Source organism: Streptomyces sp. HD, from assembly GCF_028369295.1.
Lineage (GTDB): Bacteria > Actinomycetota > Actinomycetes > Streptomycetales > Streptomycetaceae > Streptomyces.
In genome coordinates this window covers 40,356-57,026 of record NZ_JAQMYP010000063.1, presented here as the reverse complement: position 1 = coordinate 57,026, position 16,671 = coordinate 40,356, and the positions used below count along the sequence as shown (strand labels likewise).

Genomic DNA, 16,671 nt, shown 5'->3' with positions numbered 1-16,671 from the left:
GGGGGGGGGGGGGGGGCGGGGGGGGCCCCCCCCCCCCCCCCCCCCCCCCCCCCCCCCCCCGGCGGCCTCGACGGCCGCGGGGGATGGTGCTTCGGCGGTCATGGGCGGCTACTCGCGGTCCTCTGCGGTGGCCCGGCGGCGCAGCGCGAAGAACACACCCGCGCCGACGAGGACGACGGCACCCGCGACGACCCCGATGACGACGCCCGCCGAGCCGGAGCCGCCGGAGGAGCCGTCGGAGTCCGCCGGGGTCGCCGACCACCAACTCCAGTAGCCGTCCTGCCCGTAGATGTTGCCGGCCTTCGCGGGCATCGTCGTGATCGACTTGATCTGGTCCGTGCGGTAGGCCTCGACCGCGTTCGGGTACGCCATGACGTTCATGTACCCGAGGTCGTAGAGCCGTGACTCCATCTGCTTGACGATGTCCGCCCGTTTGGCGGCGTCGTATTCGGCGAGCTGCTTCGCGTACAGGTCGTCGTACTTCTTGTCGCAGATGAAGTTGTCGGTCGCGCCGGTGTCCTTCGGGGTCGCGGGCAGGGCTGCGCAGGTGTGGATCGACAGCACGAAGTCCGGGTCGGGGTTGACGGACCAGCCGTCGAAGGCGAGGTCGTAGTTGCCCGCGAGCCAGGGATCGCTGACGTTGTCCAGGCAGTCCAGGGTCACGCCGATGCCCAGCTTGCCCCACCACTCCTTCAGGTACTGCCCTATGGCCTTGTCGTTGGAGTCGGTGGCGTGGCACAGGACGCGGTAGTCGATCGGCTTGCCGTCCTTGCCGACGCGCTTGCCGTCGCCGTTCTTCTTGTAGCCCGCCTGGTCGAGGAGTTGGCCGGCCTGGGCGGGGTCGTAGGCGAGTTCCTGCCCGTCCGTCGGCTTCCAGAAGTACGGGGCGAAGCGGGGCGGGATGTACCCGGCGCCCTGCTGCGCGTACCCCTGGAACACCTTGTCGATGATGGTCTTGCGGTCGACCGCCATGAACAGGGCGTGCCGTACCCGCTGGTCCAGCAGGGAGGGGTCGCCGTTGCCCATCTTCTGGCCGTTCCTGGCCTTGGCCCCCGGGTTGACGGCGAGGGCGTAGAAGCGGCGGCCGGGGGCGTCGTTGACGTGGATGTTCTTCTCGCCCTTGAGGGAGGCCGCCTGAGCGGGCGTCAGCGCGGGCGCCCCGGCGACGAAGGAGACCTCACCCTTGCGCAGGGCGGCGACCGCCGCGTCCTGGTCCTTGTAGTAGCGGAAGACCAGCTCGTCGAACTTCGGTGCCCCGCGCCAGAAGTCCTTGTTGGCCTTCAGCCGCACATAGCTGTCGGGCTTGTAGTCGGTGAGGACGAACGGCCCGTTCCCGACGATGGGGAACTTCTTGTCGTTGTTGAACTCCGAGAAGTCGCCGACCTTCTCCCAGACGTGCTTCGGCACGATCGGCACGTCCAGCGCCGTCATCGTGGCCTGCGGCTTCTTCAGCTCGATGACCAGCTCGGTCGGGCTCGGGGCGGTCACCTTGCGGAAGTTGGCGACGAAGCTGCCGTTGGCGGTGGCCGCGTCCTCGTCGGTCATCATCTTGTTGAACGTCCACGCCGCGTCCTCGGCGGTGGCCTGCTGCCCGTCCGACCACTTCGAGTCCTTGCGGATCGTGTACGTCCAGGTCAGCTTGTCCGGCGACGACTTCCACTCGGTCGCCAGGGCCGGGACGGCGTGGCCGTCCCCCGGGTCGTAGTTGGTGAGGTACTCGTACATCAGCCGGTGGACGCTGGTGCTGAGGAGCCGCGACGCCAGGAAGGGGCTCAGCGAGTCGACGCTCTGTGCGACCGCGACGGTGAGCACCTTGTCGCCGTCCGCGGCCGCCGCCTGCTGCGGCACGAGTCCGGCGGACAGCGTCAGGACGGCGGCTCCGGCGGCGGCCAGCCGGGGGATTCGGGGACGTGCTCTGTTCATAGAACGTGACCTCGCGTCATCGCTCGCACCGGGACGGCCAGTTGGGTGAGTGTGTCTACCAGTGGCTGTCTGCACGCGTCAACGACCCTTGAAACCCTTGCGGCCTGCGAAAACGAGATGAAGACGGGAATTGCCCACCTCATTGGCGTAGACCGCTGAAGCGCTGCTGGTGGAGCCCTGACGGTGGTCGGAACAGGTGCCGGTGAGCATGCGAACGGCCCGCCGGGAATTCCGGCGGGCCGTCCTCATCGGGCTAGGCCCACTCCAGGCCCCAGACGCTGTTGTTCTTCTTCACCGGAGCGGTGACCCACCTGGACCACAGGGTCTTCTCGTGGTAGTTGCAGTGGCCGTCGTAGTAGTACGAGTACTTCGTGCCCTTGAACTTCTTGGACTCGTGGAACAGGGTCAGGCGGACCTTGGTCTTGCCTGCCTTGTTCTTGACCGGGAGCGTGTACGTCCAGCTGTCGGTCCAGGTCCAGGACCCGCCGACCGTCACACTGAACGACGTGCTCGCCTTGGCGAGCAGGACGCCGGCCTCGGTCCCGAGACCCGCGGTGCCGCTGACGCTGATGGAGGCCGTCGAGGTGTCGTTGTAGCCGACGGTGCCGCCGCTGTTGTCGTACACCCACTGGCTGTGCAGGCTGGTCGGCTCGCTGACCGTGGACTTGTTGGTGATCCGGTAGCCCGTTCCGGGGCTCGGAGCGCATCCGGCGGAGGCGGGCGCGGCCGCGCCTGCCACCACACCGCCGGCGAGCAGGGTGGAGATGATCGTGGAGCTTACGAGCTTCCGCACGGGAAGAGTCCCCTTCGGTTGGTCAGTCCGTTGGCCATGACGCCGTGGCAAGGGAAGAAACCACGCATCAGACCCCCGTCAGATGTCTCAAGCGGCCCTTGTCGGGTGGCAGCTGAGCCACCCGCGGAGGCGTCGAGCAGAAGATCCACCACGATCCGGTGAGTTGGCAACTGCGATGCGCCATGCCGAGGTGTGCAAATGCTTTGACGGCGCCGTTTTTTGGCGGACAAACCCCCCAAAGAGATGGACTCGGTTCCGTGAATTGCCGGTTGTCAGGTGATTGGTCACCATATTCGGGCTGAGTAATGTGAGGTGGGTCACGAAAAATAGGGGATATGTATTCCGCGGCATAATTGCTGTGTGAATTTTCAAATTTTGCTCAAGAAGGGAACCTCTCCGCGCTTCCGCCTGTCTTTCCGGCGCTGAGGTGTCGAACGGGGAGAGTGAATTGCATGGTCGCGTCGACTGAACGCGGTTCGGGCGCTTCCCGCGGCGGGGATGCCTGGGACCGGCTCGGCAAGCCCCTCGGTGTGGCGGTGCGTACCAGGCGGGTGCAGCTGGGGCTGACGCAGCAACGTCTCGCGGCGCGGGCGGGCATGAGTCAGGGTGCACTGTCGCGGCTTGAGCACGGGAAGGCGGTTCCCACGCTGCCGTTGCTGGAGCGGCTGGCGCGCGTCATGGCGGCGAACCTGCTGATCTCCCTGTCGCCGCACGGTGACGTCCGGGTGGCCTTCGGCTCCGAGGCGGAGCCGGGCTCGTGAGGGGGCCCGGGCATCGACGCCCCTCCTTTGGGTGAGCTCTCCCGCTAACGGGTGCCCTGAAAGTGCTTCAAGTGACCTCTGTGGCGATATTTGCCGGTAATGGATCAGTGCTTCGGCGCTGGCGCCACAGCGCTCACTGACAGCGCACTCACGAGGAGGCACGCCATGCGCGGAGCCACGCACGCCCGATGGGCCGCATGCGCGATGGCGGTCGCGCTCGCCGCGACGGCCTGCGGAGGCGGCGGCGACACCGGCGGTGACACCGGCGCGGTGCTCAGCTCCTCCTGGACCGACCCGCAGAACCCACTGGAGCCGGCCAACACCAACGAGGTGCAGGGCGGCAAGGTGCTCTCCATGATCTTCCGGGGGCTCAAGCAGTACGACCCGAAGACCGGCGAGGCCGAGGACATGCTCGCCGAGCGGATCGAGACCACCGACTCACGGAACTACACCATCACCCTCAAGGACGGCTGGACCTTCAGCGACGGCGAGAAGGTCACCGCCAAGTCCTTCGTGGACGCCTGGAACTACGGGGCGAGCCTGAAGAACAACCAGAAGAACGCCTACTTCTTCGGCTACATCGACGGCTACGACCAGGTCCACCCGGAGCAGGGCGCACAGCGCGCCGAGACGATGAGCGGCCTGAAGGTCGTCGACGACCGCACCTTCACCGTCAGGCTCAGCCAGAAGTTCTCCGGCTTCCCCGACACCCTCGGCTACAACGCCTTCGTGCCGCTGCCCCGGGCGTTCTTCGACGACCACGCCGGCTGGCTCGCCAAGCCCGTCGGCAACGGGCCGTACGCCGTGGAGTCGTACACCAAGGGCTCCGAGATGCGGCTGACGAAATGGGCCGACTACCCGGGTGAGGACGCGGCCCGCAACGCGGGCGTCGCCCTCAAGGTCTACACGGACAACAACACGGCCTACACCGACCTGCTGGCCGGCAACCTCGACCTCGTCGACGACGTACCGGCCCAGCAGCTGAAGAACGTCCGCGGCGATCTCGGCGACCGCTATCTGAACACCCCGGCCGGCATCATCCAGACCCTGGCCTTCCCCTACTACGACAAGAACTGGAACAAGGCGGGCTCGGTCAAGGTCCGCCAGGGCCTGTCCCGGGCGATCGACCGCGAGCAGATCACCGAGACCATCTTTCAGAAGACCCGCACCCCGGCCACCGACTGGACCTCTCCCGTCCTGGGCAAGGACGGTGGCTACAAGGCGGGGCTGTGCGGCCAGTGGTGCCAGTACGACGCCGCCGCGGCCAAGAAGCTGATCAAGGAGGGGGGCGGGCTGCCCGGCGGCCAGGTGAAGATCACGTACAACGCGGACACCGGCTCCCACAAGCTGTGGGTGGACGCCGTCTGCAACTCCATCAACAACGCCCTGGACAACGACCGGGCCTGCGTCGGCAACCCGATCGGCACCTTCGCCGACTTCCGCAGCAAGTCCACGACCCAGAAGCTCTCCGGACCCTTCCGGGCGGGCTGGCAGATGGACTACCCCCTCACCCAGAACTTCCTCCAGCCGCTCTACTACACGGACGCCTCCTCCAACGACGGCAAGTGGTCGAGCCCGGAGTTCGACAAGCTGGTCGACGAGGCGAACGCCGAGACCGACCCCGCGAAGGCCGTGGAGATGTTCCAGAAGGCCGAGGAGGTCGTCCGGGACAACATGGCGGCCATCCCGCTCTGGTACCAGAACGGCAGCGCCGGCTGGTCGGAGCGGCTGTCGAACGTGGCCCTCAACCCGTTCAGCGTGCCGGTCTACGACCAGATCAAGGTCGGCTGAGCCCGCCATGGGGCAGTACGTCGTCCGGCGCCTGCTGCAGATGGTCCCGGTGTTCATCGGGGCGACCCTGCTGATCTTCCTCATGGTGAACGTGATGGGCGACCCCGTCGCGGGCCTGTGCGGCGACCGGCAGTGCGACCCGGCGACGGCCGCCCAGCTGCGCAGGGAGTTCGGCCTCGACAAGCCGGTGTGGCAGCAATACCTGACCTACATGGGGAACGTCTTCACCGGGGACTTCGGTACGGCGTTCAACGGCCAGGAAGTCACCGAGCTGATGTCGACGGCCTTCCCGGTCACCCTCCGCCTCACGATCGTGGCGATCGTCTTCGAGGTCGCCATCGGCATCACGCTGGGCGTCATCACCGGCCTGCGCCGCGGCCGCCCGGTGGACACGGGCGTACTCCTCGCCACCCTGGTGGTGATCTCCGTCCCCACCTTCGTCACCGGCCTGCTGCTCCAGCTGCTGCTCGGCGTCGAATGGGGCTGGATCCGCCCGTCGGTCTCCACGGCCGCCCCCTTCTCGGAACTGCTCCTGCCGGGCCTGGTCCTGGCCTCGGTCTCCCTCGCGTACGTCACCCGGCTGACCCGCACCTCCATCGCGGAGAACCGCCGCTCCGACTACGTCCGTACCGCGATCGCGAAGGGCCTGCCCAGAAGCCGGGTCGTGACGCGGCACCTGCTGCGCAACTCCCTCATCCCGGTCGTCACCTTCATCGGCGCCGACATCGGCTTCCTCATGGGCGGGGCCATCGTCACCGAGCGGATCTTCAACATCCATGGCGTCGGCTACCAGCTCTACCAGGGCATCCTGCGCCAGAACACCCAGACGGTCGTCGGCTTCGTGACGGTCCTGGTCCTCGTCTTCCTCCTCTGCAACCTGGTCGTCGACCTGCTCTACGCCGTACTCGACCCGAGGATCCGCTATGCCTGAGCAGCCGTTCCACTCCGAGGGGGCGCTGGCCGGCAGCGGCACGGGCGCCGCGACGCACCTGACGGCGGGCGAGGCGGAAACAGCCGAACGCCGTGGGCCTGCCCCCTCGGACGTCCTGCCCCCCGCCGAACCGGATCCCACGGCCGCCGCACCGACCGACCGCCCCCGCAGCCTCTGGTCCGACGCCTGGCGGGACCTGCGCCGCAACCCGGTCTTCCTGGTCTCGGCCCTGATCATCCTCTTCCTTCTGGTCATCGCGGTCTTCCCCGCGACGATCGCCTCCGGCAGCCCCCTGAAGTGCGACCTCGCCAAAGCCCAACAGGGCTCCGCGCCGGGCCACCCCTTCGGCTACGACGGCCAGGGCTGCGACGTCTACACGCGCACGGTGTACGGCGCCCGTACGTCCGTCGCGGTCGGAGTCTGCGCGACGCTCGGGGTCGCGGTCCTGGGCTCGGTGCTGGGGGCGCTGGCCGGCTTCTTCGGCGGCCTGTGGGACTCGCTCCTGTCCCGCGTCACCGACGTCTTCTTCGCGATCCCGGTGGTCCTCGGCGGCCTGGTCCTCCTCTCGGTGGTGACCAGCAACTCGGTCTGGCCGGTGATCGGCTTCATCGTGCTGCTCGGCTGGCCGCAGCTCTCCCGCATCGCCCGCGGCGCGGTCATCACGGCCAAACAGAACGACTACGTGCAGGCCGCCCGCGCCCTGGGCGCCTCCAACTCCCGCATCCTGCTCCGCCACATCGCGCCCAACGCGGTGGCCCCGGTGATCGTGGTCGCGACCATCGCGCTGGGCACGTACATCGCGTTGGAGGCGACCCTGTCCTACCTGGGCGTGGGCCTGAAACCCCCGAGCGTCTCCTGGGGCATCGACATCTCGGCGGCCTCCCCGTACATCCGCAACGCCCCCCACGCCCTTCTGTGGCCCTCGGGCGCCCTGGCGGTCACGGTGCTGGCCTTCATCATGCTGGGCGACGCGGTACGGGACGCCCTCGACCCGAAGCTGAGGTGACCCGGCGTCATGCTGCTCGAAGTGCGGGATCTGCAGGTGGAGTTCCGGACCCGGGACGGGGTCGCCAAGGCGGTCAACGGCGTCAGTTACGGCGTGGCGGCCGGGGAGACGCTCGCCGTGCTGGGGGAGTCCGGGTCCGGGAAGTCGGTCACCGCGCAGGCGGTGATGGGGATTCTGGACATGCCGCCGGGGCGGGTCACCGGCGGTGAGGTCCTCTTCCAGGGGCGGGACCTGCTGAAGCTGAAGGAGGACGAGCGGCGCAGGGTCCGTGGCGCCGAGATGGCGATGATCTTTCAGGACGCGCTGTCGTCGCTCAATCCCGTACTGACCGTCGGGGACCAGCTCGGCGAGATGTTCGTCGTGCACCGGGGGATGTCGCGGAAGGACGCCCGCGCGAAGGCCGTCGAGCTGATGGACCGCGTGCGCATCCCGGCCGCCAAGGAACGCGTCGGGCAGTACCCCCACCAGTTCTCCGGCGGTATGCGCCAGCGCATCATGATCGCGATGGCCCTCGCCCTCGAACCGGCCCTCATCATCGCCGACGAGCCCACCACCGCCCTCGACGTCACCGTCCAGGCCCAGGTCATGGATCTGCTCGCGGAGTTGCAGCGCGAGTACAACATGGGCCTCATCCTGATCACCCACGACCTCGGTGTCGTGGCGGACGTCGCCGACCGGATCGCCGTGATGTACGCGGGCCGGATCGTCGAGTCGGCCCCGGTCCACGACATCTACAAGGCGCCCGCCCACCCGTACACCCGGGGCCTGCTGGACTCCATCCCGCGCCTGGACCACAAGGGCCGGGAGCTCTACGCCATCAAGGGCCTGCCACCCAACCTCATGGACATCCCGCGGGGCTGCGCCTTCCACCCCCGCTGCCCGATGGCCCGGGACCTGTGCCGCACCGATGCGCCTGCGCTGTACGAGGTCTCCGAAGTCCGGGGCAGCGCCTGCCACTTCTGGAGGGAGTGCCTGAATGGCTGAGGCGATTCTGCAGGTCAGCGGGCTCGTCAAGCACTACCCGCTCACCCGGGGCATCCTGTTCAGGAAACAGGTCGGCTCCGTGAAGGCCGTCGACGGCGTCGACTTCACCCTGCACCGCGGCGAAACCCTCGGCATCGTCGGCGAGTCCGGCTGCGGCAAGTCGACGGTCGCCAAACTGCTGGTCAACCTGGAGCGCCCGACGGCCGGTTCGATCAAGTACAAGGGCGAGGACATCACCAAGCTGTCCGGGCGTGCGCTGAAGGCGGTCCGCCGGAACATCCAGATGGTGTTCCAGGATCCGTACACCTCGCTCAACCCGCGTATGACGGTGGGCGACATCATCGGGGAGCCGTACGAGATCCACCCCGAGGTGGCTCCGAAGGGGGACCGGCGCCGCAAGGTGCAGGAGCTCCTGGACGTCGTCGGTCTCAACCCGGAGTACATCAACCGCTACCCGCACCAGTTCTCCGGCGGCCAGCGCCAGCGCATCGGCATCGCCAGGGGCTTGGCCCTGCGCCCGGAGGTCATCGTCGCCGACGAGCCGGTCTCCGCGCTGGACGTGTCGGTCCAGGCACAGGTCATCAACCTGATGGAGCGCCTGCAGAACGAGTTCGACCTGTCCTACGTCTTCATCGCCCACGACCTGTCGATCGTCCGGCACATCTCCGACCGGGTCGGCGTGATGTACCTCGGACGGATCGTGGAGATCGGCGGGGACACCGAGATCTACGACCGTCCCACGCACCCCTACACCCAGGCTCTGCTCTCCGCGGTCCCCGTGCCGGACCCCGAGGCCCGCGAGCACCGCAAGCGCCTCATCCTCAGCGGCGACGTGCCGTCCCCGACGAGCATCCCCTCCGGCTGCCGCTTCCGCACCCGCTGCTGGAAGGCCCAGGAGCGCTGCGAACTGGAGGAGCCGGCGCACCTCCCGGTCGGCTCGGCAGCGGGACACCAGTCGGCCTGCCACTTCGCGGAGGTGGCCGCATAGCCGCACAAACAGACATCAACTGCGTTAACACGCAGGCAACTCGGTCGACCCGACACCGATATACGGACGCGTCAGGCTGAACAACGTACGGCCGTGCGGGTGCCGTGAACGAGCCGGGGTGCGCCATGTCACCCCGGCTCGTTGCCGTGTGGACATCATGTGAAGTCACCGCGCCCACTGTGTGTGAACACAAACACGCTTTCTGTTCGATGTGAGAGCTGTTAGGTTCTCCTGTGACTGGCGGGGGGCCTGATAGTTGACCACGTCACCCCCTGTGCATTTACCTACATGGGGGATTTTTCGCATGCGCGCAAAGAACGCGTTCCGCTCTGTCCTGGCCGTTTCCGCTCTGGCGCTGATCGGCACCTCAGTGCCGGGCCAGGCGGTCGCCGCCGCCGACACGACGTCGGCCGTCGCGCCCGCCGCGGCCGTCGTCCAGGCCCACGACCTCACCTTCGCCTCGCAGGCGTCCAAGACCGCCCGCTCCATCGTGTCCGCCAACCCGAAGGCCGCCGCCCGTGCCGCGACGGTGTGCGGCGCGGGTTACACCCAGATCCTGACGGCGAAGCGGCTGCCGAACGACAGCACCCGGTACGCGACCGTCTACGTGTACACCGACGGCTCCACCACCGGTCCCCGCATCTACGACAAGCCGACCTGCGGCGTCCTGCACAACGAGACCGGCTCCGCCCAGTACATGGGCATCCGGCTGAAGGACAACTACACCGACACCCCGCACGACGAGGACTTCGGCACGTTCAGCACCTACGCCGGCCCCGTCCGCCAGAAGAAGGGCTACTGCGGCGAGGTGTACTCGTACATGAAGAAGGGCGGCCGGGTCGTCATCGACAACGTCTCCTCGGTCGGCACCTGCAACTGACCTCCTCCGCAAAAGGATTCACCTTCACCGCGCCGTCGCCGGATGCCCTGGCGACGGCGCGGTCGGCCGTGCCGCCAGTTCAGTTCGGCCCCAGTGACCGCTTCAGGAAGTCCACCTGGAGCAGCAGCAGATTCTCCGCGACCTGCTCCTGCGGGGTCATATGGGTCACCCCGGACAGCGGCAGCACCTCGTGCGGGCGGCCGGCGGCGAGCAGGGCGGAGGACAGGCGCAGGGCGTGGGCGACCACCACGTTGTCGTCGGCCAGGCCGTGCACGATCATCAGCGGCCGGTGCGGCTCGGCGGGGGAGGAGAGCCCGTCGTCGGTGACGAGGGAGCTCTTCGCGTACGACTCCGGCCGCTCGGCGGGGTCGCCCAGGTACCGCTCCGTGTAGTGCGTGTCGTACAGCCGCCAGTCGGCCACCGGTGCGCCCGCGATGCCCGCGCGGAAGACGTCCGGTCGGCGCAGCACCGCGAGCCCGGCCAGCCACCCCCCGTACGACCAGCCGCGGATGGCCACCCTGGAGAGATCCAGGGGGTGGGACTTCGCGAGGTCCTGGAGCGCGTCGATCTGGTCGTCGAGGGAGACGGTGAAGTCCCCGTGGACGGCCTTCTCCCAGGCGGGGGAGCGGCCCGGCGTACCGCGCCCGTCCGCGACGACCACCGCGAACCCCTGGTCGGCGAACCACTGCGAGGTGAGGTGGGCGTTGTGCGCGGCGACCACCCGGGCGCCGTGCGGTCCCCCGTAGGGATCCAGCAAAACCGGCAGCGGGGTGTCACCGGCGTAGTCCCGAGGCATAAGCACAGCGCACGGGATGCGGCGTGCGCCCCCCTCGGTGAGAGTCACGCGCGGGGCCGGACCGGGATCTTCGGCATGGGAATGGACGGTCGCCATCAGCTTTCCGTCGCGCAGGACCTGGACCTCGGCCCCGGGCCGGTCGAGTGCGTAGGACACGAGCACCGTCACACCCCCGGCGCGGACCGCCGAGTGCACACCGGGCTTCTGCGACACGCGCTCCACGCCGAGCTCGTTCACCCGGTACACATGCACTTCGCCGATCTCGGGCTCGGCCGCGGCCTCACCCGCCGACGCCGAGACCAGTACGTCGTCGTCGGAGACGTCCAGCACCGTGCGCACATGCAACTGCGGTCCGGTCAGCGGGCGTTCACCCACCGCCAGTACCCGCGCCCCACCCTCGTCCGCGATGCGCACCAGCTGCCCGGAGGGGCTCCAGCAGGGGACACCGACGAACAGTTCCAGCCATTGTGGATCTTCGTCGGCGTGCACCATCCGCGTCGCCCCCGTCGCCGGGTCCACGGCCAGGAACAACTGGCTGCGTTGATCCCGCGCCTGGACGAGCAGCAGTGGCGCACCCGCCGCTGACCAGTGCACTCGTGCCAGATAGGGGTACCTGGAGCGGTCCCACGCGACCTCGGTGCGGACCCCGTCCAGGCCGATCACGAACAGCCGCACCTCCGCGTTCCCGGTCCCCGCCGCCGGATACGCCACGCGCTGCGGCTCGGCCTCCGGACGCGCCGGATCGGAGATCCACCACCGGCGCACCGGCGTGTCGTCCGCGCGCGCCACGAGCAACCGGTCCGACTCCGGGCCCCACCAAAAGCCCCGATAGCGCCCCATCTCCTCGGCCGCCACGAACTCGGCCAACCCATAGGTGACACCGTCCGACTCCGGCCCGGCGAGCGCACGGTCCCCCTCGCCCTCGGCGCCCACCACCCGCAGGGCGCCCTGTGCGACGTACGCGATGTGCCGCCCGTCGGGGGACGGACGCGGGTCGATCACCGGCCCCGGGACCGGGAGTTCACGTGCCGTCCCGGCCCGTAGCTCCGCCGTGAAGAGCCGCCCTGACAAGGCAAAAGACGCCAACTCGACGGCGTTGTCGGTGGCGTGGGCGACGATGCCGGCCCCGGCCTCGCGGATGCGCTCGCGCCGGGCCCGCTCCTCGGGCGGGAGGTCTTCCGAGGCGCCGCCCAGCAGGGTGCGCGGGTCGGCCGCCACGCGCTCCCCGCCGTCCGCCGTGTCGAGCACCCAGAGCGAATTCGCCGGGTCCGTACCGGAGGACGAGCGCAGGAACACGACACGGCTGCCGTCGGGCGCCACCGTGAACGCGCGCGGCGCGCCGAGAGTGAACCTCTGGGTGCGGGCGTGCCGGCGTGGGAAGGAGACAGGCTCGGTCGTCATGCCCCGACCATATTGGCCAGTGCGCCCCCTTGTGCGGCTGTGCGCCGATCGATGCGCACGTACGGATAGTTATGATCACAACCGCATAGTGGGTATGAACCTGCTGGCTGTTGCATGGATTTATCTGCCCCCATAGTCCGTTCCCCCCGCGCTTGGGATTCTTGGAGGTGAGCCGCCGTGGCACTCTCGATTTCGGCGGTTGTGCTGCTGGCGATCATCGTCTTCCTGCTGATCAAGAAGTCAGGACTGAAGGCGGCTCATGCGGTCGTCTGCATGCTGCTCGGGTTCTACCTGGCGTCCTCGACCGTCGCTCCCACCATCAGTGAGCTGACGACGAACATCGCGGGCATGATCGGCAGCATCAAGTTCTGAGCCGCGCCGTCTCCTCGTAGGGTGGGGGCCATGACGGACCTGCCCGCCCGACGTCTGCTCCTGGTGCACGCGCACCCGGACGACGAGTCGATCAACAACGGCGCGACCATGGCCAAGTACGCGGCCGAGGGTGCCCATGTGACCCTGGTCACCTGCACCCTCGGTGAGCACGGCGAGGTCATTCCCCCCGAGCTTCAGTACCTGACCGGCACCGACCTCGGCGAACACCGCCTGGCCGAGCTCACCGCCGCGATGCGCGAGCTCGGCGTCGAGGACTTCCGTCTCCTGGGCGCACAGGGCCGCTACGAGGACTCGGGGATGATGGGCCTCGCCGACAACGACGACCCGGCCAGCCTCTGGCAGGCGGACGTCGACGACGCGGCCCGGGCGCTCGTCGAGGTGATCCTGGAGGTACGCCCCCAGGTCCTCGTCACCTATGACCCCGACGGCGGATACGGCCACCCCGACCACATCCAGGCCCACCGCATCGCCACGCGCGCGGCCGAGCTGGCCGACGAGGCCGGCTGGCGGATCCCCAGGATCTACTGGAACCGTGTCCCGCGCACCGTCGCCGACGAGGCCTTCGCCCGGCTTCAGGCCGATCTGCCCGGACTGCCCTTCGGCAAGCCCGCCTCCGTCGACGACGTACCGGGCGTGGTCGCCGACGAGCGCATCACCACCGTGATCGACGGCACCGCCCATGCCGCCGCCAAGGCCGCCGCGATGCGCGCGCACGCCACGCAGATCGAGGTCGCGCCCGGCGGACGGTACTTCGCACTCTCCAACGAACTCGCACAACCCCTCTTCACCACCGAGTACTACGAGTTGGTGCGCGGGGAGCGCGGGGCGGGGACAGAGGCCGATCTGTTCGCCGGGATCGAGGGGGCGTCATGAGCTCGATGCTCGCCCAGCCGCTGAAGCGGCCCTCCGGCCCACGGGTCCTCGCCTGCATCGGGCTCTTCGTGCTCGGCGCCGTCGTCGGGATGGCCGGGGCGCTGGTGCAGCCCGCGTGGTTCCCGGGCGGCCTGCTGCTCGCCCTCGCGGGCGAGGCCGGGGTCTGTCTCGGCGGCGCCCGGGCGACGGGCAGCCGGGCCGGGGCCGTCGCACCCGCCGGCGGCTGGATGATCGCCGTCATCCTGCTCACCGCCAGCCGTCCGGAGGGCGACTTCGTCTTCGGCACAGGGGCCGCTTCCTATCTCTTCCTGCTCGGCGGCATGGCTGTGGCTGTGATCTGCGCCACCCTCGCCCCGGTGCGGCAACCGAACGGCGACGGCGTCCGACTTGCCAAGTGACGTACCACTTCTCCACGACGTACTCGTGCGAGTCCCGTGTGGGTTTCCCAGGCGGTCGTGGGATGCGGGCCAGACGTGGCCAGTATGGTGGTGCGCGCCGCCGAGCCGCCCGCAGCAATGAGGTCGAATCGGGCGGTGGAGCCAACCGGGAGAACCTGCCTTGAGTCGTGAAACTGACACTCCGTCCTCCGGGCCCAACGGGCACGGCGGAGCCGCATACCCCTCGGGCACGCCGCCGTACGGGACCCCCATGGCTTCCGACGGTGGTGCGGACGCGGGCCGTTCGGCCTCACAGCCGGAGGAACGCAAGACCGAGACCACGCTGACGACCCGGATCCGGATCAACATCCCCGGATCGCGGCCCATTCCGCCGGTCGTCGTGCGCAAGCCCGTCGCCGAGGCCGAGTCCTCCGGCGGCAGCGCGGACACCGAGCCGCCGGCGCCGTCCGCTCCCACGTCCACGTCCATGGGCACCGCCGAGCCCCCGGCCGAGCCCGGGGCGCAGACGGAGGAGAAGACGAGCGACTGGTTCGCGCCCCGCAAGTCATCGGGGCCCAAGGGCGGTCAGGGCGGAGCGGCCACCAACGGGGCCGGTATGCCCGGCGGTTCGGGCCCCGGTCCGAGCGGTCCCGGCGGCCCGGGCGCGGGCGCCCCGCCCGCCGGTCCGGGTGCCGGTGCCGGTGCGCCCGGCGGTGCGCGTCCCGGTGCGGGACGGCCCGGCGGTGTCGTCGGCTCCATGGGCGCGCCGGGCGGATCACGCTCCGGCGGCACGAAGGGCGCGGGACTCCCCGGCGCGACCGGCGGCCCCGTGGCTCCCGGGCACGGCGGCGGCACCGGTTCCTTCGACGTGACCGAGGCACTGGCCGCGAGCGGCATGGGCAACGGCAACGGTTCCCGCCCCGGCGGCGAGGCACGCCGCGACGACCTGCCGTACTTCTCGGAGAACGGCAACGGCGGCCCGAACGGCCAGGGCGGCCCGAACGGCTACGGCGCCCCGGACTTCGACCCCTCCGCCGACTTCAACGCCCCGAACGGCTTCGACGGCTCCGGTGACTTCGGTGACTTCGGCGGCCCGGGCGACTTCGGCGGCCAGGGCGGCCCGCAGGGCCCCGCGGGCCCGACGGCCGGTCCGGTCACCGGCGACGGCCCGTCGATGCCGCCGGTCCCCGGTGGCGGGCCGGGCGGACTCGGTGGGCCTGGTGGCCCCGGCGGCTCCGGTGCCCCCGGTCGTCCGGGCGGTCCGGGCGGTTCCGGTATCTCCGCCGGTCCGGGCGGGCCGAGCGGTCCTGGTTCCGGTATCTCCGCGGGCCCGAGCAGCCGGCCCGGCGGTCCGGGCAGCGGCCTGGGCGGTCCCGGCGGCCCCGCAGGTCCCGTCGGCCCGGGTGGTCCTCCCGGACCCGCAGGCCCGGGTGGCCTGGGCGCCTCCGGCATCTCGGCGGGCCCCGGCGGCCCCGCAGGACCGGCAGGCCCCGGCGCCTCCCCGCACGCCGCGGGCCGCGGCCCCGGCGGAGGCATGAGCGACGACACCGCCATCCTCACCCCGCAGAAGCCGGCCCCCGAGCCGGGCACCCCGCACTACGGCGGCGTCGCCGACAACGTCTCCGGCCACACCGTCACCAGCGGCATCCCCGTCGTCCCGCCCGGCGCCCAGAACGGCCCCTTCGGCCCGGGTGCCACCGACGGACCGGTGCCGCACACGCCCCCGAAGCTGCCCGAACCGGACACCTCGGACGCCCCGGCCGCCCGCGCGCCCAAGAAGAAGGGCCGCAACAAGCTGGCGCTGGTCGGCGGCGGAGTGATCGTCCTCGCCGGTGGCGTCTACGGCGCCGGCCTGCTGATGGCCCACTCCGACGTGCCCAAGGGCACCACCGTGCTCGGCGTCGACATCGGCGGCGGCACCCGGGACGAAGCGGTCAAGAAGCTCAACGACGCCTTCGACAAGCAGGTCAGCAAGCCGCTGAAGCTGTCGGTGGACGGCAAGACCGTCACGCTGGCACCGGACCAGGCCGGGCTCCAGTTCGACATGCAGCAGACCGTCAGCAAGGCCGCGACCAGCGACTACAACCCGGTCTCCGTCATCGGCTCGCTCTTCGGCAACCACCGTGTCGTCGACCCGGTCATGCCCACCGACGAGGAGAAGCTGCACGCCGCCCTGGAGGAGGCCTCCGGCGGCTCCGGCTCGGTGACCGAGGGCACGGTCTCCTTCAAGTCCGGCAAGGCGGTCGCCGTGTACGGCAAGGCCGGCAAGGGCATCGACGTCGCCGGGTCGACCACCGCGGTCGAGGAGGCGTACCGCACCCAGGTCGAGTCGGGTACGTCCACCCCGGTGAAGGTCGCGACGACCACCCGGCAGCCGACGGTGACGAACGCCGAGGTCGACCGGTTCATGAAGGAGTTCGCCCAGCCGGCGATGGCCAACAAGGTCACGGTGCAGACGGACGCCGCGCACAGCATCCCGTTCGGCGCCCTGTCCCTGCCGAAGATCCTCGGCGTCAAGGCCGTCGACGGCAAGCTCGTGGACACGTACGACCTCAAGGCGCTCAAGGAGGCGTACGGCGCCACCTTCGACGGTGTGCAGGTCAACGGCGCCAGCGGCAAGCGTGACGTCCTGCCCGAGGACGTCGCCTCCGCCCTGCGCAAGGCGCTGCGCGGCAAGTCGGCGGCGGAGCGCGTCGTCACCATCGACACCAACCCGAGCTAGGGCCTGTCCGGCGGATCAGGCCGGCTGCAGGAAGCAGTGCGGACCGGCCAAG

At 69.8% G+C, this 16,671-nt stretch carries 14 protein-coding genes; 11 read left to right on the top strand and 3 right to left on the bottom strand.

The genetic code is table 11. From position 1 onward, the window contains the following. Positions 1-108: 108 nt before the first annotated feature. Both POF73_RS39990 and POF73_RS39985 read right to left on the bottom strand, forming a co-directional pair. On the bottom strand, positions 109-1,923 hold the full coding sequence (locus tag POF73_RS39990) for an ABC transporter substrate-binding protein (RefSeq protein ID WP_272124309.1): 1,815 nt from the start codon (positions 1,921-1,923) through the stop codon (positions 109-111). Between the two features lie 253 nt (positions 1,924-2,176). Further along, complete coding sequence (locus POF73_RS39985) at positions 2,177-2,716, bottom strand: hypothetical protein (protein WP_272124308.1); 540 nt, start codon at positions 2,714-2,716, stop codon at positions 2,177-2,179. 452 nt (positions 2,717-3,168) lie between these two features. Between POF73_RS39985 and POF73_RS39980 the strand changes: the two genes are divergently transcribed. The 7 genes from POF73_RS39980 to POF73_RS39950 all read left to right on the top strand — a co-directional run bounded on the left by POF73_RS39980 (position 3,169) and on the right by POF73_RS39950 (position 10,057). After that, a complete protein-coding gene (locus POF73_RS39980; RefSeq protein ID WP_272124307.1) occupies positions 3,169-3,477 on the top strand; it encodes a helix-turn-helix domain-containing protein in 309 nt (102 codons plus the stop codon). 165 nt (positions 3,478-3,642) lie between these two features. Continuing rightward, positions 3,643-5,268 carry a peptide ABC transporter substrate-binding protein gene (locus tag POF73_RS39975; RefSeq protein WP_272124306.1) on the top strand — a complete coding sequence of 542 codons (1,626 nt, stop codon included), beginning with the start codon at positions 3,643-3,645 and terminating at the stop codon, positions 5,266-5,268. Between the two features lie 7 nt (positions 5,269-5,275). Beyond that, on the top strand, positions 5,276-6,199 hold the full coding sequence (locus POF73_RS39970) for an ABC transporter permease (RefSeq protein ID WP_272124305.1): 924 nt from the start codon (positions 5,276-5,278) through the stop codon (positions 6,197-6,199). Beyond that, entirely contained in the window at positions 6,192-7,205 is a 1,014-nt protein-coding gene (locus POF73_RS39965) for an ABC transporter permease (protein ID WP_272124304.1), read from the top strand. The genes POF73_RS39970 and POF73_RS39965 overlap by 8 nt, the downstream gene beginning before the upstream one ends. Before the next feature lie 9 nt (positions 7,206-7,214). Then, a complete protein-coding gene (locus POF73_RS39960) occupies positions 7,215-8,189 on the top strand; it encodes an ABC transporter ATP-binding protein (RefSeq protein ID WP_272124303.1) in 975 nt (324 codons plus the stop codon). Beyond that, complete coding sequence (locus POF73_RS39955; RefSeq protein ID WP_272124302.1) at positions 8,182-9,177, top strand: ABC transporter ATP-binding protein; 996 nt, start codon at positions 8,182-8,184, stop codon at positions 9,175-9,177. Before POF73_RS39960 ends, POF73_RS39955 begins: the two co-directional genes overlap by 8 nt. A 304-nt stretch (positions 9,178-9,481) precedes the next feature. Next, on the top strand, positions 9,482-10,057 hold the full coding sequence (locus POF73_RS39950; RefSeq protein ID WP_272124301.1) for a hypothetical protein: 576 nt from the start codon (positions 9,482-9,484) through the stop codon (positions 10,055-10,057). 79 nt (positions 10,058-10,136) lie between these two features. Here POF73_RS39950 and POF73_RS39945 read toward each other — a convergent pair whose 3' ends face one another. Next, positions 10,137-12,254: a S9 family peptidase gene (locus POF73_RS39945; RefSeq protein ID WP_272124300.1), complete on the bottom strand. Its 2,118-nt coding sequence runs from the start codon at positions 12,252-12,254 to the stop codon at positions 10,137-10,139. A 177-nt stretch (positions 12,255-12,431) separates the two neighbouring features. Between POF73_RS39945 and POF73_RS39940 the strand changes: the two genes are divergently transcribed. The 4 genes from POF73_RS39940 to POF73_RS39925 all read left to right on the top strand — a co-directional run bounded on the left by POF73_RS39940 (position 12,432) and on the right by POF73_RS39925 (position 16,619). Continuing rightward, positions 12,432-12,626, top strand: a complete 195-nt coding sequence (locus tag POF73_RS39940) for a hypothetical protein (protein ID WP_272124299.1) — start codon at positions 12,432-12,434, stop codon at positions 12,624-12,626. A 30-nt stretch (positions 12,627-12,656) separates the two neighbouring features. Then, positions 12,657-13,520 (top strand): N-acetyl-1-D-myo-inositol-2-amino-2-deoxy-alpha-D-glucopyranoside deacetylase, encoded by an 864-nt coding sequence (gene mshB, locus POF73_RS39935; protein ID WP_272124298.1) that lies wholly within the window; start codon positions 12,657-12,659, stop codon positions 13,518-13,520. Next, positions 13,517-13,918 (top strand): DUF6113 family protein, encoded by a 402-nt coding sequence (locus tag POF73_RS39930; RefSeq protein WP_272124297.1) that lies wholly within the window; start codon positions 13,517-13,519, stop codon positions 13,916-13,918. The genes mshB and POF73_RS39930 overlap by 4 nt, the downstream gene beginning before the upstream one ends. A gap of 160 nt (positions 13,919-14,078) precedes the next feature. Continuing rightward, positions 14,079-16,619, top strand: coding sequence for a hypothetical protein (locus tag POF73_RS39925; RefSeq protein ID WP_443049723.1), 2,541 nt, complete (start codon positions 14,079-14,081; stop codon positions 16,617-16,619). Positions 16,620-16,671 lie beyond the last annotated feature (52 nt).

Bases quoted from the DNA above. Each gene is read 5' to 3' on its own strand.
- POF73_RS39990 (WP_272124309.1), bottom strand. From the start codon at position 1,923: ATGAACAGAGCACGTCCCCGAATCCCCCGGCTGGCCGCCGCCGGAGCC.
- POF73_RS39980 (WP_272124307.1), top strand. From the start codon at position 3,169: ATGGTCGCGTCGACTGAACGCGGTTCGGGCGCTTCCCGCGGCGGGGAT.
- POF73_RS39975 (WP_272124306.1), top strand. From the start codon at position 3,643: ATGCGCGGAGCCACGCACGCCCGATGGGCCGCATGCGCGATGGCGGTC.
- POF73_RS39970 (WP_272124305.1), top strand. From the start codon at position 5,276: ATGGGGCAGTACGTCGTCCGGCGCCTGCTGCAGATGGTCCCGGTGTTC.
- POF73_RS39965 (WP_272124304.1), top strand. From the start codon at position 6,192: ATGCCTGAGCAGCCGTTCCACTCCGAGGGGGCGCTGGCCGGCAGCGGC.
- POF73_RS39960 (WP_272124303.1), top strand. From the start codon at position 7,215: ATGCTGCTCGAAGTGCGGGATCTGCAGGTGGAGTTCCGGACCCGGGAC.
- POF73_RS39955 (WP_272124302.1), top strand. From the start codon at position 8,182: ATGGCTGAGGCGATTCTGCAGGTCAGCGGGCTCGTCAAGCACTACCCG.
- POF73_RS39950 (WP_272124301.1), top strand. From the start codon at position 9,482: ATGCGCGCAAAGAACGCGTTCCGCTCTGTCCTGGCCGTTTCCGCTCTG.
- POF73_RS39945 (WP_272124300.1), bottom strand. From the start codon at position 12,254: ATGACGACCGAGCCTGTCTCCTTCCCACGCCGGCACGCCCGCACCCAG.
- mshB (WP_272124298.1), top strand. From the start codon at position 12,657: ATGACGGACCTGCCCGCCCGACGTCTGCTCCTGGTGCACGCGCACCCG.
- POF73_RS39930 (WP_272124297.1), top strand. From the start codon at position 13,517: ATGAGCTCGATGCTCGCCCAGCCGCTGAAGCGGCCCTCCGGCCCACGG.